Origin of the sequence: Yersinia fenwicki, assembly GCF_043099325.1 — a bacterium.
Lineage (GTDB): Bacteria > Pseudomonadota > Gammaproteobacteria > Enterobacterales > Enterobacteriaceae > Yersinia.
Genome location: NZ_CP170755.1, coordinates 2,447,092 through 2,462,050, shown reverse-complemented (window position 1 = coordinate 2,462,050; position 14,959 = coordinate 2,447,092). Strand labels below are relative to the sequence as shown.

Sequence of the window (14,959 nt, the reverse complement as noted above, 5' to 3'; positions counted from 1 at the left end):
CCGAGCGCTATTGGGCGATAAATAACTGAATATTATTCAGGAAGGAATAAGCATGCCTCGCCCGATATCTGCCACGCTAAATTTATCTGCGCTGCACCATAATCTAAATGTTGTTCGCAGCCATGTAGGGACGGCAAAAATTTGGTCGGTGGTGAAAGCCAATGCCTACGGTCATTGTCTGGCGCGTGTTTGGCAAGAGCTGGCGGCGACGGATGGATTTGCTTTACTGGATTTAAACGAAGCTATCCTGTTGCGAGAACAGGGTTGGCAAGGGCCAATTTTATTGCTGGAGGGCTTCTTCCAAGCGCAGGATTTAGTGTTACTGGACCATTATCGCTTGACGACGTCGGTACACAGTGACTGGCAACTTGAGGCCATCAAAGCGGCCCGCCTGACGGCCCCTCTTAATATCTACTTGAAGCTTAATAGCGGCATGAATCGTTTAGGGTTTCCAATTGGCCAGGCGGAAGCTGTGTGGCAATGGGCTAAAAGCCTCAGCAATGTTGGTGAAATCACCTTAATGAGCCACTTTGCCAATGCAGATAATCCTATCGGAGTTGATGAACAATTCACCCAGATTCAACAGGCTAGCGGGCATATTACGGCGGCTCGTTGTTTTGCCAACTCGGCGGCAATATTGCGTAACCCAGACACCCATTATGATTGGGTACGTCCGGGGATTATTCTCTATGGCGCGTCACCTAGCGGGGATATTGCAGATATTGCCGGACTTGGTCTGTGCCCGGTGATAAGTTTGCACAGCGAGATTATTGCGCTGCAATCATTATTGGCGGGTCAAAGTGTGGGTTATGGTAGCCGCTATCGTGCTACTGGCGCGGAGCGTATTGGTGTGGTTGCTTGTGGTTATGCCGATGGTTATCCACGCTTGGCACCGACGGGAACACCTATTATGGTCGACGGTATATTGACTCATACGATAGGGGCGATTTCGATGGATATGCTTACCGTGGATCTCACTCCATGCCCGCAAGCGCAGATCGGCAGCAAAGTCGAAATATGGGGCGAAAATGTACCTATTGATAATGTGGCAAAGGCTGCAGGAACGGTGGGATATGAGTTAATGTGTGCGCTGGCGAATCGCGTTACCCTGCTGACTTGATGCTGTAGCGGTGTTAGCGGCTCTCATTACTCGGCCCGTCGATGGGTCTCGCCGCTGAGAGGCCGCTGAAAGCAGCGTTCAAATCTGCTCTTGGAAGATTTTCCACCCGAATCAATGATTTATGTCATCTCATCGGGATGAGTTTGTTTGCTGCCTTGCTACAACACCAATTCATTTGGGTAATCGGTTTCTTATTTACTATTGAAGTGGCGTGTTAGTTTATCTTTTGCAATTTACCGCTCACATGTTTACTGGCGCGGAGTGCTTGCCAGGCCAATAAGCAACCGGCCAACATCACAATAGCCAGAGATAACTTAGGTTCAATCGGCAAGGCCATTGCCAACAGACCCAATCCGGCTCCCCCTGCCATCTGTACAAACCCAACCAAGGCTGAAGCAACACCAGCCTCATTGGCATAAGGTTCCAGTGCATAGCTGGTGGCGGGCCCCATCATAAAAGCTAAACCGGCACAGGCACTGGCAACGGGCAACATGTAAACCAGCCAGTGGTGCTGCACTTCAGGTGATAAGCGCAGCCCGTATAGTAGGCTGAAACAGCCGAGAGCCATCAATACACTGCCGGTCATCAGGCAGGCAGGGCGGCCCACTTTTTGGATAATCCGATTAGCAAAAAAGCTGACGGCCATGATCCAAAAACCATTGGCACCAAACACCAGCGAGAATTGCAGCGGGCTGAGTCCAGCACCTACCATCAAGACGTTGGGTGCCAGAGAGACATAAGTTAAAGCCATTCCCATCGCGCCCGCATTCACCAGCGCGAAAGTCAGAAAACGGTCGTCGCGCAAAATACGCAGATAGTTTTTAATCGGTAAACTCTTCACGGGTTGCGTATCAGCCGGTCGGGTCTCCGGTAGGAAAACGATAACCAAGATTAATACCAACAAGCCGTACAGCGCCAGGAACCAGAACGGCGCGCGCCAGCCAAAAGCTTCGGCCAACAAACCACCTAATAATGGGGCTAATGCCGGTACGATATTTAATGTGCCATTGAGAAAACCAAAAGCACGGGCAGCATCATTGCCGTTAAGGCGGTCGCGCACCCCACTGAATGCCACCACTGCCGTGCAGCAAACGGCCACACCTTGTAACAGGCGGGAGCTGACAAACATGAAGGGGCTGACAGCCAGAGCAGCCATCGCGGCCCCTAGCATGTAAAGGCTTATCCCAATGATGGCGATCGGTTTACGGCCATATTTGTCAACCAATGGCCCGGCAATCAGTTGTCCGACCCCCAGAACTAAAATAAACAGCGCAATGGTGGATTGGATCAATGATTCGCTACTATTTAACCCCTTAGCAATAGCAGGAATGGTCGGTAAGTAGAGGTCGATGCCCAATGGCCCGAGCAATATCAGGCTTAACAGCAGAAAAAGGAATTTTTGCATAACAACAAAACAACATCCAGATTACAAAGGCAGCAAGGATAAATAATTTGCCGACAGAGGAAAAAGGTTGAGCATTACCCAACCTGACGATAGTGACAGTGTCACCTATTGATGCTTAGAAATCTCTAATAGATTACTACAACTCGTTATATATCTCTTGTTATTCATCGGCTAACTTGTCAGACGATGCTCTAACCATTTTTCCAGTTTGATAGCGGGTAGCGCTTCAGAAAATAGAAATCCCTGACCTATCAGGTAGCCTTGCCGGCTCAATAAGGTGCGCTGGGCTTCATTCTCTACCCCTTCGACGATCACCGACAGTTGCAAACTCTCGCCAATGCGTATCACCGCTTCACTTAGGGTTCGGCTTGTTTCATCATTTTCAAGGTCATGTACAAAGCTTTTATCCAGCTTGATTTCATCGAGATCCAGGCGGCGTAGGTAACTGAGGCTAGAATAACCGGTACCAAAGTCATCCATGGATAGCCGAACTCCCAGACGTTGAATTTTTTCGATCGTCGAGAATATTGTCGGATTATTCTCAATCAATATGTCTTCGGTAATTTCCAGTGTCAGATCCTGCGGCGGTAAATGATAACTGCGCAAGATATGTAGAATCATGTCCGGTAAGCCTAGGTTATGGAAATTAGTTGGCGATAAATTTACTGACACCGATGGCACATCAATGCCCCGCAAACGCCAATCGGCCAATTGACGACATGCCGTTTCAATCGTCCATAGGGCCAGTTCATTGATAAGACCACATTCTTCGGCAAGCGGAATAAAACGTTGTGGGGGGATATTTCCCAATATTGGATGCTTCCAACGGCTCAGGGCTTCAACACCATACAGATGGCCATCTTTCAGCATCACTTGTGGCTGATAAAATAGCTCCAGGGAGCCGATATGAAATGCATGACGTAGCGCATCTTCCATCTCCTGGCGCTGTTGATTGAGATCATTCATTTCTGTACTGAAGAAATTGAAATGCCCACGCCCCATATTCTTCGCTTTATGCATCGCGATATCGGCATGGTTCATCAGAGTGTCCATTTCCATACCATTTTCAGGATACAAACTGATGCCTACACTGGCCGACGGAATAATATTCATGTTGGCAATTTGGCAGGGCTGAGACAACAAACTGAGCATTTTTTCTACTCTTAACGTGGTTTGTTGCATGGTGCATGAGGTTAGAATAATGATGAATTCATCGCCAGACAGGCGGCCAATAATGTCATTTTTAGGCAAACTGTCGCGCAACCGCTGGGACATCGTAGCGAGTAATTCATCGCCAGCGGCATGACCAAGTGAGTCATTCACTTGTTTAAACCGATCCAGATTAATCACCAACACAGCCAGTGGATGATTCATTTCAGCAGCCAGAACGATGGCTTGTTTGGCATACACCAAAAACTGAGTACGATTGGGCAGCCCGGTCAATGAATCATAAAAAGCCAAATGTTGAATTTGTTTGCGTGAGAGTTCTCTCTCCAGGGCAAGAGAACATAAATTGGCAATCAATTTGACCAACTGGCGATGAAAATCACTGGGTTTTCGTTTCTGTTTATAATAAAAAGCGAATGTACCCAGCACTTGTCCTTGGCTGGAGAGAATCGGTGTTGACCAGCAAGCCAGTAAGCCATGCGGTAATATCAGATGACGGTACTCCTGCCACAACGAATCAGTGGCGACATCTTGTACTTCAACGGATTCTTTGCGAAATGCGGCTGTTCCGCAGGAACCGGAGAATGGGTCGATGGGCACACAGGTGAGGGCGGACGTATAAGTAACTGGCAGACTAGGGCCAGCAAGATGAGAAAGGTGATTCTGCCCGATACTTTGCAAAATGCTGACGGTCACTTCAGGGGCAATTCGCTCAACTTCATGACAAAGCAATGACATTACTTCTTCAATCGGACGCTCTCGAACCAAGGCCTCCAGCACTTTATATTGCAACACTTCATACATTTTTGTCAGGGTGATATCAGTTAGCACCCCAATACTGTAACTCTGCTCGCCTTGCTCATTAATCAGTGAGTTTATCACTGCTGAGCACCAATGGGGTTGCCGATCTTTACTGTAAAAAAGCTCTTTCGGCAGGAGTCGTTGGCTGGTGTCAGGTGACGGGTCATTGACTGGCGAGAGCTGTTCAGGATGCGCACTTTGCAGTAGATCGACCATATTTTGCCCCAGAGCCTGTTCTGGGGTATAGCCAAACAGTTTCGTAAATCCCTGATTAATATAAACGGCTTGTTGTCCGTGCTCGGTATTGGCGGCAATAAACATTGCGCTGTCGCTGCGGTCGGTTAATTGCGTTAAAAGCTGCACCCACTCTTGGGTAGCCTTTTGCTGTTCAATTAGAAAGGTAATGTCTTTGGCGATTTTCACCATGCGTGTCACCGAACCGCCAGGGCCGGGTACCGGTTGATAGGTGGCCGCTAGCCAAACCGTTGAACCGTCTTTATGTAAACGCTCAAAGCGTCCTTCCAGCGATTGCCCAGCCAGCAGGCATTTTTTGATTTTTTGATACTCTTCACTACTGGCATAACCGGGATGGCAAAACATCAGATGATGCTGGCCAATGACTTCATCACGCTGATAGCCAAAATAATCAAGATAGTTCTGATTAACTTCAATAATGCGGCTGGAAAGATCAAACTCAATAATCGCCAATGAATGATCTAATGCGCTTAATAAAGCCGTGTTCTCGTCGTACTCAGACTGCCCTTTTTTCTGCCATTCTACTGTTTTTTTGTCTTTCATGATTAATTCCTATGAAAAATAATCCCTTGGCAGTCTTGTTGTTACTCGAGTGAAATTATCACCGTAGCTATTGCAATATCACCATTTGTTTATAAATAGAATAAGATTAATGACAAATATTCAAAATGTGAATTAAAGCGCCCCATGGAACAGGATACCGCCGTTTTATTGATACTGATGCTATTTTTTGTACAAGATATAACATTAAGTTTAGTCGATAACCGGGGAGGGAAAGAGGGGATTTGCGGTGAGTATCGGGCTGGCTGATATTTGGGCTTGATAATAAGCTCAATGCCATTGCCTGATAATAGCGATATCAGGCAATGGCGGGTCGTTTAGAGGTTATGCGTGATTATCCATCGAACCAAAGCGGCCACTATTAAAATCAGTGATAGCCTCGACTATTTGCGCCTGCGTGTTCATCACAAATGGCCCGTAACCGATAATGGGCTCATCAATTGGCTCACCACTGAGTAACAACAGCACTGCATCACTATTAGCCTCAATAGTGACATTGCTGCCGGTAGAGTCCAACAGCACCATTTCTGCGTCGCGTGCAATAGCATCGCCATTAACTTGCACAGTACCGCGCAATACAATCAGTGCCGTGTTCCAGCCATCTGGCAGGATAAACTCAGTGCTTTTCCCTTGATTTAACCGGATATCCCAGACATTCAGCGGCGAGAAAGTATTGGCTGGGCCATTTTTCTCGGCATAATCACCCGCAATAATGCGCAGATTACCCGCACCGTCAGGTAATGCGACCTGAGGAATGCTTTCACTGCGAATGGCCTGATAACCGGGTGCGGTCATTTTATCTTTTGCCGGTAAATTAACCCACAACTGCACCATTTCAAAAGCCCCGCCACGTTTTGCGAAAGCATCGGAATGGAATTCCTCATGCAGAATACCGCCACCAGCAGTCATCCACTGCACATCGCCGGGGCCAATAATCCCACCTTTACCGGTAGAGTCACGATGTTCAACTTCGCCGTCATACACAATGGTCACTGTTTCAAATCCACGATGTGGGTGTTGCCCGACACCACGACGATGCTGAGTCGGGGTGAAATCCATCGGCCCAGCATAGTCCAACAACAGAAACGGGCTGAGTTGTTTGCCATGACTCTGGTATGAAAAGAGTGAGCGAACCGGGAAACCATCACCGACCCAATGTTGGCGCGGCGCACGATAAATACCTTGAACTTTCTTCATCGTATTCTCCTAACAACAGCCTTAATAAGGTATAGCAGACAAACTATTCAATACGTCTGTCCACAAGTTGGATAAAGTATACATTCAGGATAATTTCGGCAGTAGATAGCAAAATTGGCTATCAGTGTTCTATTATTAGAACAATGATAAGCAACAGAGAAGCGGGTTATGCAGGATCTTAACGATCTCTATTATTACGCAGAGGTGGTAGATCATGGCGGATTCAGTGCTGCCGCCAGAGTATTGGGTTTGCCCAAATCAAAATTGAGCCGGCGGTTAGCTTTATTGGAAGAGCGGCTGGGGGTGCGATTAATTCAGCGATCGACCCGCCGCTTTGCCGTGACAGATGTCGGGCGTACCTATTACGAACACTGTAAAGCGATGTTAGAAGAAGCCAAAGCGGCACAAGAAGCGATAGAGTTAACGCGAGCAGAACCGCGCGGCGTAGTGCGCATCACCTGCCCAGTGGCACTGTTGCAGGCCACGGTCAGTACCATGCTGGCAGATTTCATGGCCAGTTGCCCTCTGGTGACGCTGCATCTCGAATCGACCAATCGGCAGGTAGACCCGGTTGCTGAAGCTATAGATATTGCGATTCGGGTTCGGCCGCCGCCGTTACAAGACAGTGATCTGGTATTGAAGGTTTTGGTCAACCGCTGTCAGTGTCTGGTGGCCAGCCCTGAATTGATTGCTCGCCTTGGGGAGGTGAAAGTACCGGCTGATTTAACTGACTGGCCAAGTCTAGGCCTGGGGCAGCCTCAACAGGAGTTTATCTGGAAGTTAGACGGGCCCGAAGGGGCACATGCGGCGGTCTATCATCAACCACGACTGGTGACCGCAGATATGACCACATTACGCAGCGCGGCGATAAGCGGTGTCGGAGTGGTACAGCTTCCTGTCATGATGGTGACGGAGCAATTAGCCACAGGTGATTTAATTCGGCTGCTACCTGATTGGTCACTGCGCCATGAGATTATCCATGCTGTCTTCCCTTCACGACGTGGCTTATTGCCTTCAGTGCGCAGTGTGTTGGATTATTTGACGCTGCGTTTTAGTCAACTTGACGATCAATAAAATGCCACAGTATTAGTCATTATTGATGGGCGTCGCAATATTGGCCGCCCAAACTTTAATGCGTTTATCCAGTGTGATGGTAAAGCCCGATTTCAGTTGATTGTAGAGCTTATTGACCTTATCGGAATCATGCAGGGTATAGCTGATGACGGTATGGCCCGCGGTTGTTAGACAGCCATATTCGACAGTCAACATATCATTATTAAAAGCAAATTCAGTGGTTGTTTTGTGAAGGTCACAAGGTTCACTGGCTATCAATGAAATCACGATATTAGCCCAGTGGGTTGTGGGGCCGGCAATACTAATAAGCACCGGCTGCTCATCTTCTGTTTGGGTGGCTCCGTATAGAACGCCGCCCTGAATATGCCAAATATTATATTCTTTAGGGTTATAAACCGCTTGGCAAAAGGGAATAAATGATAAAGATAAAATCAGAATGAGTAAGGAGCGCACAGTCATCTCTGCAACACAACCAGAATAAGAATGTTCCTATATTAGGGGATTTGTCAGGCATAACAAGCCAATGATGTTAATTGGGCAAATTATTCTGTTTACCAATACCTGATTGGTGTTTATTCGATGAAATAGGCGCTAGCGTGGTAATTTATATACTACTAATGTTTGTGGCGATGGTGCGAATCAGGAAAATGGGGATGGGAGTGCTCCATCGGTTGGTGCTGATGAGGATGTTTATGGGGGATATCGGCATTGACGGGGAAATCATGTGAATGCTGATGGTGTTCGTCATGGAGATGTTGGTGCTCGTGTAGTAAGTCATCATGGTGGTGCTGATGCTCATGCTGTTCAGTCAGATGCAACCAAATCCCTATTGCCATCAATAGTCCGGCCACGATCAGGGGGATTGTAACTGTATCACCCATCGCTACCGCCAGTGCTGCACCTAAAAAAGGCGCGATAGAGAAGTAAGCGCCGGTTCGAGCGGTACCGAGGTGGCGCAAACCAATAACAAACAGCGCCAGACTCACCCCATAGGCAAAGAATCCCACCAGCAGGGCACCAGCCAGATTGGTCAGTGGTGGTAAGGTTGCGCCGAGAGCAAATGCCAATACGAGATTCACCAGACCCGCCACCAATCCTTTGACCGAAGCAATCCAGGTGGCGTCCGTCAGCGAAACTTTACGGGTCAGATTATTATCAATCCCCCAGGCAAAACAGGCACCCAGAATAGCCAGCGTCGGCCACAGTCCGGCAAAGCGAGCTTCTCCCGGCCAGCTAAGAATAGCGGCACCCGCCACAATCACCATCATGCCTAAGGCAATGCGGCGGTCAAAATTCTCTTTGAAAGCAAACCAGGCGAGCAGGGCAGTGAATACCCCTTCAGCATTGAGTAGCAGTGAGGCTCCCGATGCGGGCATCCCGGTAAGGCCGATCATCAGTAGCACTGGCGCAATGATCCCCCCCGCGGTAATCGCGCCGATAAACCACCATAACTCATTACGCGGTAGGTTGACGGCCGCCGGGCGGGTTATCAACCGATATAGAGCTAAACCTACCCCCGATCCCAAATACAGCAAACCAGCCAACAACCACGGACTCACCGTATTCAGCAATTGTTTTGCCAGCGGGGTTCCCGCACCAAACAGTACCGCAGCAGTTAATGCCGCCAATACACCCGGTTGTCGCAGTCCATCATGCCATTTCATTGGGGTAGCTCTAAGAGTTAAGCAGGGAGTGGAAATTTTAGCGCATTAAAAAGCCGGAAAGCTATTTCTGTTGCAGAAAAAGATGTCCGGCTAGTTTGGGCGTTAATTATCAACAGTCTGCCTATGGAACAACTCACGGAATACCGGATAGATATCTTCGGGCTCCCTAATATGCTGCATGGCAAAGTTCTCATATTTTGCCTGTAAGTCTTCATATTCCCGCCACAGAGTTTGATGGGCGCGGCGGGTTATCTCTATGTAACTGTAGTAACGCACCACGGGAAGAATTTTTTTCGCCAGCAATTCATGACATAGAGGTGAATCATCTGCCCAGTTATCGCCATCCGAGGCTTGCGCTGCATAGATATTCCATTGCGCGGGGTCATAGCGCTCTTGTACGACTTCGTCCATTAATTTCAGTGCACTGGAAACAATGGTTCCACCGGTTTCTTGTGAATAGAAAAATTCTTGTTCATCAACTTCTTTAGCTTGTGTGTGGTGGCGGATATACACCACATCCACATTTTTATAAGTTCGGCTCAGGAACAGATACAGCAGAATATAAAACCGTTTCGCCATATCTTTGGTGGCTTGATCCATAGAACCTGACACGTCCATCAAGCAAAACATCACTGCCTGACTTGATGGCTCTGGGCGTCGCTCATAGTTCTTATAACGTAAATCGAAGGTATCAATAAAAGGCACCCGGGCGATTTTTTGTTTCAGTTCGGCAATGGCTTTACGTACACGCTCTTCTTCCAGTAATTGTGCCGGTTCCGAGTTCTCCAATGCTTTAAGTGTTTCTTCCAATTCGCGCAATTCGCGGCGTTTACTGGCCGTCATCGCTGTGCGGCGGGCCAGTGAGTTTTGCAGTGAACGAACCACACTGATATTGGCAGGAACCCCATTGGAGGTATAACCCGCGCGGTGAGTTTTAAATTCGGTCAGCTGTTTATACTGATTTTTCTTCAGGTTAGGCAGCGCCAAGTCTTCAAACAACAAATCGAGATATTCATCTTTAGAAATCTGAAAGACAAACTCGTCCTCGCCTTCACCATCCTGACCCGCATTCCCTTGACCACTACCGCTGCCACCTCCACCACCTTGCGGGCGCTCTATACGATCATTAGTAATAAAATGATCATTGCCTGGGTGTACCCGATGGCGTAAGCCACCACGGCCCTGATGGAACATTGGTTCATTGATGTCGTCAATAGGGATCGACACCGATTCGCCACTCTCAATATCAGTTACCGACCTTTTATTGATGGCATCAGAAATCGATTGTTTAATTTGCGACTTATAGCGGCGCAAAAAGCGCTGGCGGTTAACCATGCTTTTATTCTTGCCGTTGAGTCGTCTGTCAATAAAGTAGCCCATAACTCCCCCTGCCTCTATTCCCTGCATCTTTCACACTGTGGCTGTGCTAGTTGCAACACAGCCACAACGCGAAAGCTGTACCTGTAATATTAGGGTGGTCCGACAACAGGTTATGATGATTTTCTTACCCGTAGGTACCATTCACACAGTAAACGAACCTGCTTACGGGTATAACCTTTCTCCATCATCCGATCGACAAAGTCATCATGCTTTTTCTGCTCATCTGTTGAAGTTTTGGCGTTAAAGGAGATAACCGGCAATAACTCTTCAGTGTTAGAGAACATTTTCTTCTCAATAACCGTGCGTAACTTCTCATAGCTGGTCCAATTTGGATTGCGGCCATTGTTATTGGCTCTGGCGCGCAACACAAAGTTGACGATTTCATTACGGAAGTCTTTCGGGTTGCTGATACCCGCAGGTTTTTCAATTTTCTCCAGTTCAGCATTCAGCGATTCACGGTCAAACAGTTGCCCAGTATCAGGATCGCGGTACTCTTGATCCTGAATCCAGAAATCGGCGTAAATAACATAGCGGTCGAAAATGTTCTGACCGTACTCAGAATAGGATTCCAGATAGGCTGTCTGAATCTCTTTGCCGATAAATTCGGCATATTTTGGGATCAAATAGCCTTTCAGGTGCTCGAGGTATTTTTCCGCGACATCCTGCTGGAATTGTTCGCGTTCAATCTGTTGTTCCAGTACATAGAAGAGGTGCACCGGGTTAGCTGCCACTTCTGCATGGTCAAAGTTAAATACCCGTGACAGGATTTTAAAGGCAAAACGGGTCGAAAGGCCGTTCATCCCTTCGTCAACCCCAGCATAGTCGCGATACTCCTGATAAGACTTGGCTTTCGGATCAGTATCTTTCAGGCTTTCACCGTCATACACCCGCATTTTGGAGTAAATGCTGGAGTTTTCCGGTTCTTTCATTCTTGAGAGAATGGAGAATCGCGCCAGTGTTTCCAGCGTCCCTGGAGCGCAAGGTGCATGAGTTAATTCACTGTGATTCAATAGCTTGTCATAAATTTTGATCTCTTCTGACACCCGTAAGCAATAGGGCACTTTGACGATATAAACACGGTCAAGGAAGGCCTCATTGTTCTTGTTATTACGAAATGTCACCCACTCTGATTCGTTGGAGTGGGCGAGGATAATGCCGCTGAATGGCAGGGCAGAGATCCCCTCGGTACCGTTATAGTTTCCTTCTTGAGTGGCGGTCAGCAGGGGATGCAGCACCTTAATCGGCGCTTTGAACATCTCGACGAACTCCATAATCCCTTGGTTCGCGCGGCACAATGCCCCGGAATAGCCATAAGCATCAGGATCGTTTTGGGCATGGTTTTCCAGTTTACGGATATCAACCTTACCCACCAGAGCAGAAATATCCTGGTTGTTTTCATCACCCGGCTCAGTTTTCGCAATCGCAACCTGCTCAAGAATAGAAGGCCAGACTTTGATGACTTTAAATTTGGTGATATCACCGCCAAATTCATGCAGGCGTTTGGCCGCCCACGGCGACATGATTGTGCCGAGATAACGGCTAGGAACATTGTATTCTTTGGCTAAAATCGCCGCATCTTCCTGCGGGTTGAATAAGCACAATGGGTGGTCATTGACCGGGCTGCGCTCACCATTAGCACTTAAAATATAGATAGGCACCCGTTGCATCAGTGCTTTCAAACGTTCAGCCAGTGATGATTTACCCCCACCCACAGGGCCGAGCAAGTACAGGATCTGTTTCTTCTCTTCTAACCCTTGAGCCGCATGTTTAAGGTAAGAAACGATCTGTTCTATGGCTTCTTCCATTCCATAGAATTCTTCAAAGGCAGGGTAACGGGCGATAACTCGGTTGGAGAACAGCCGAGACATACGGGATTCGAGTGCGGTATCAACCATGACAGGTTCACCAATAGCCATCAGCAGACGTTCAGCCGCATTGGCATACGCACTGCGATCTTGCTGGCAGATGGTGAGGAACTCCTGCAGTGTGAACTCTTCGTCCTTGGCAGCCTCATAGCGTTGGCGATAGTGATCAAATATGTTCATAGAGATGCCCGTCCTGTTTGAATGGTTGGGAACATAAAATAATAGTAGCGCTTTATTGGGTTAAAATTTTGAAACTACTACCTTATTGTTATGGTCGCGTCTCTCATAAAGGTCAAGTTGACATTAACGACAGATTTGCCACTTCCAGTACAATAAACAACCATTATTCGGTAATTAAATCTATTTTTTATTTCATTAGCAGTGTTTTATATAAGATTAATTAAGATTATGTATTTGAATATCTTGTTATTTTAATGTAATCAAATCTACGTAAATTTTTAGGTTGTCAATTTGTTGTATATCGGAGATAAATTGTGCAGGGGAGACTCATTTTTGGCGTAGGTGTGTAAAGATTTCGCCACGGACAAGCAATTGATTTACACTAAGTTAACTAATGATTTTGTTACCAGAGGGATCTTTCCGTGAAAAAACATTACATAAAAACGAAGCAAGTTAAAACATTGGCAGCCTTGGCTGTAGCTACCGCAGTGTGTATGCCTACAGCGATGGCAGGAACATGGTCTTTGGGGGCCTCAGCATTAGTCAGCCCTGACCCATATCGTGGTAAGAATGACCGTGTTTACCCAGTGCCTATCGTTTCTTATGAAAGTGATAATTTCTATTTCCGCACACTGGCTGCGGGTTATTACCTATGGAAAGATGACAACAATCGTTTATCAATTGATGCCTATTATTTGCCACTGCATTTTACGCCAGGTGACAGTGACGATCAGCAGATGAAACAGTTGGATAAACGCCGTAGCACCTTGATGGCAGGGATGTCTTATTCTCATATTGAGGATTGGGGGACTTTGCGCGCAATGTTCTCCGGTGACGTGTTGGATAACAGCGGCGGTTTTGTCGGCGATCTGGCTTATCTTTATCGTTTCAGTGTTGATAGCTGGACGCTGATCCCAGGTGCTGGTGTTGCCTGGAACAGTGAAGATCAGAATAAGTATTACTATGGCGTGAGCCGTGGGGAGTCCACACGCAGTGGTTTAGCCCAGTACAGTCCTAGTGATAGCTGGTCACCGTATCTGGAATTGACGGCGAACTACAATATCAATCCAAACTGGAATGCTTTCTTTACTGGCCGTTATATTCGCCTGGCGAATGAAGTGAAGAATAGCCCAATGGTAGATGCATCCTGGACTGGCGTACTGTGGACTGGGGTCACATATACCTTCCGTTAATATATTGCGCACAGCATATGAAATGGGGCGTAAAGCCCCATTTTAGTATCTGCAGTATCAGCTGCTATTGGGCGTTCTTGCGACTACGAATAGTCATGGCCAGACGTGCAGGAGCATCTTGTTTGGCAACCAACGGTTTATTCACCCGCGCAGTTTCAACACAAACCATTGTTTTATAACCATCATTTGGCATATCAACCATGCTGCTGGACAGTTCAGCACCTGGATTCCACGCAACTACATCACTTTGATGATGATGATGCACTTCAATGGTACGTTTCAGCGCGGCATCTTTTATCAGGCTGTAGGCTTCAGGGTGGGTATAGATGCGGTCGGTCTGACCGTTAAAGACCAAGTCACCTTGTTGCGTTGCATCAGCAATTTTCAGCACTTTATCGAGGTATTTTTCGCCCAGACCACTGATCTTAATCTGGTTGATATCGCCAATCTGGAAGTAGGTATGCAAAGCAGCAACAGCTTCGTAATCACCGTGTGATTCTAACTCCATTTCACATTCTTCGCCCAGTTTGAAGCGGGCAATCAAAGTGAAGGGATGTGGCCAGAATCGACGAGATGCATCGCTGTCTTCCAGAGTGAAGGTCAGGATAACCCCATTCTCATTTTCATCATGGGCGCTGAGCGTCCATGGTAGTAAACGAGCAAAACCATGAGAAGGTTGCGCTGATGGACCAAACCAAGGCCAGCAGATCGGCACACCGCCACGAATAGCGACACCGTCTTTAAATGGTGTGTTATTACTTAACCAAATAATTGGTTGCTCACCACTCGGTTGGAAAGCCAATAAATGAGCACCTTGCAAGCTGACGGCAGCACGTACTTTCGGATGGGAAACGACCACGATGGGTAGCTCATCCAACTGACGCTGGCTGATATAAGGTGAAATTTGTTCAACAATAGGTAGGGTAAAGACTTTTTCGTTCATTCGTTTGGCCTTATGAGCAAAGGGGCTAGGGATCCATTGAACTTCAGACTTTCGATAATATCACAGGCTTTATATCTTGCAGCCAATCGCCGTTAATCGAGTAGTGAATCATTGATATTGCGCAATTTTATTTGTAGCGAGGAAATGAACAGAG

The 14,959-nt window shown here is 47.3% G+C and carries 11 protein-coding genes; 3 read left to right on the top strand and 8 right to left on the bottom strand.

From position 1 onward, the window contains the following. Positions 1-52 precede the first annotated feature (52 nt). The gene (gene dadX / locus ACF3VQ_RS11340; RefSeq protein WP_392430881.1) at positions 53-1,120 is read left to right on the top strand and encodes a catabolic alanine racemase DadX; all 1,068 of its coding nucleotides are present in this window, start codon (positions 53-55) and stop codon (positions 1,118-1,120) included. A gap of 214 nt (positions 1,121-1,334) precedes the next feature. Here dadX and ACF3VQ_RS11335 read toward each other — a convergent pair whose 3' ends face one another. The 3 genes from ACF3VQ_RS11335 to ACF3VQ_RS11325 all read right to left on the bottom strand — a co-directional run bounded on the left by ACF3VQ_RS11335 (position 1,335) and on the right by ACF3VQ_RS11325 (position 6,506). Next, positions 1,335-2,525: a multidrug effflux MFS transporter gene (locus tag ACF3VQ_RS11335; RefSeq protein WP_392430878.1), complete on the bottom strand. Its 1,191-nt coding sequence runs from the start codon at positions 2,523-2,525 to the stop codon at positions 1,335-1,337. A 171-nt stretch (positions 2,526-2,696) separates the two neighbouring features. After that, on the bottom strand, positions 2,697-5,291 hold the full coding sequence (locus ACF3VQ_RS11330) for an EAL domain-containing protein (RefSeq protein WP_392430876.1): 2,595 nt from the start codon (positions 5,289-5,291) through the stop codon (positions 2,697-2,699). A 342-nt stretch (positions 5,292-5,633) separates the two neighbouring features. Further along, entirely contained in the window at positions 5,634-6,506 is an 873-nt protein-coding gene (locus ACF3VQ_RS11325; RefSeq protein WP_392430873.1) for a pirin family protein, read from the bottom strand. 168 nt (positions 6,507-6,674) lie between these two features. Here ACF3VQ_RS11325 and ACF3VQ_RS11320 point away from each other — a divergent pair, with 168 nt between their 5' ends. Beyond that, positions 6,675-7,580 (top strand): LysR family transcriptional regulator, encoded by a 906-nt coding sequence (locus tag ACF3VQ_RS11320; RefSeq protein ID WP_392430871.1) that lies wholly within the window; start codon positions 6,675-6,677, stop codon positions 7,578-7,580. 12 nt (positions 7,581-7,592) lie between these two features. Here the strand turns inward: ACF3VQ_RS11320 and ACF3VQ_RS11315 are convergent, their stop codons facing one another. The 4 genes from ACF3VQ_RS11315 to yeaG all read right to left on the bottom strand — a co-directional run bounded on the left by ACF3VQ_RS11315 (position 7,593) and on the right by yeaG (position 12,669). After that, a complete protein-coding gene (locus tag ACF3VQ_RS11315) occupies positions 7,593-8,039 on the bottom strand; it encodes a hypothetical protein (protein WP_392430868.1) in 447 nt (148 codons plus the stop codon). 155 nt (positions 8,040-8,194) lie between these two features. Further along, positions 8,195-9,244: an EamA family transporter gene (locus ACF3VQ_RS11310; RefSeq protein ID WP_392430866.1), complete on the bottom strand. Its 1,050-nt coding sequence runs from the start codon at positions 9,242-9,244 to the stop codon at positions 8,195-8,197. Between the two features lie 102 nt (positions 9,245-9,346). After that, on the bottom strand, positions 9,347-10,624 hold the full coding sequence (locus ACF3VQ_RS11305) for a YeaH/YhbH family protein (protein WP_026017852.1): 1,278 nt from the start codon (positions 10,622-10,624) through the stop codon (positions 9,347-9,349). A gap of 110 nt (positions 10,625-10,734) precedes the next feature. Continuing rightward, complete coding sequence (gene yeaG / locus ACF3VQ_RS11300) at positions 10,735-12,669, bottom strand: protein kinase YeaG (RefSeq protein ID WP_019079537.1); 1,935 nt, start codon at positions 12,667-12,669, stop codon at positions 10,735-10,737. Between the two features lie 422 nt (positions 12,670-13,091). On the opposite strand from yeaG, the gene ACF3VQ_RS11295 reads away from it, so the two are divergent. Beyond that, positions 13,092-13,862, top strand: coding sequence for a MipA/OmpV family protein (locus ACF3VQ_RS11295; RefSeq protein ID WP_392430861.1), 771 nt, complete (start codon positions 13,092-13,094; stop codon positions 13,860-13,862). Positions 13,863-13,926: 64 nt separating this feature from the next. Here the strand turns inward: ACF3VQ_RS11295 and ACF3VQ_RS11290 are convergent, their stop codons facing one another. Then, positions 13,927-14,805 (bottom strand): D-hexose-6-phosphate mutarotase, encoded by an 879-nt coding sequence (locus tag ACF3VQ_RS11290; protein ID WP_392430859.1) that lies wholly within the window; start codon positions 14,803-14,805, stop codon positions 13,927-13,929. Between the last annotated feature and the right edge of the window lie 154 nt (positions 14,806-14,959).

Bases quoted from the DNA above. Each gene is read 5' to 3' on its own strand.
- dadX (WP_392430881.1), top strand. From the start codon at position 53: ATGCCTCGCCCGATATCTGCCACGCTAAATTTATCTGCGCTGCACCAT.
- ACF3VQ_RS11335 (WP_392430878.1), bottom strand. From the start codon at position 2,525: ATGCAAAAATTCCTTTTTCTGCTGTTAAGCCTGATATTGCTCGGGCCA.
- ACF3VQ_RS11330 (WP_392430876.1), bottom strand. From the start codon at position 5,291: ATGAAAGACAAAAAAACAGTAGAATGGCAGAAAAAAGGGCAGTCTGAG.
- ACF3VQ_RS11325 (WP_392430873.1), bottom strand. From the start codon at position 6,506: ATGAAGAAAGTTCAAGGTATTTATCGTGCGCCGCGCCAACATTGGGTC.
- ACF3VQ_RS11320 (WP_392430871.1), top strand. From the start codon at position 6,675: ATGCAGGATCTTAACGATCTCTATTATTACGCAGAGGTGGTAGATCAT.
- ACF3VQ_RS11315 (WP_392430868.1), bottom strand. From the start codon at position 8,039: ATGACTGTGCGCTCCTTACTCATTCTGATTTTATCTTTATCATTTATT.
- ACF3VQ_RS11310 (WP_392430866.1), bottom strand. From the start codon at position 9,244: ATGAAATGGCATGATGGACTGCGACAACCGGGTGTATTGGCGGCATTA.
- ACF3VQ_RS11305 (WP_026017852.1), bottom strand. From the start codon at position 10,624: ATGGGCTACTTTATTGACAGACGACTCAACGGCAAGAATAAAAGCATG.
- yeaG (WP_019079537.1), bottom strand. From the start codon at position 12,669: ATGAACATATTTGATCACTATCGCCAACGCTATGAGGCTGCCAAGGAC.
- ACF3VQ_RS11290 (WP_392430859.1), bottom strand. From the start codon at position 14,805: ATGAACGAAAAAGTCTTTACCCTACCTATTGTTGAACAAATTTCACCT.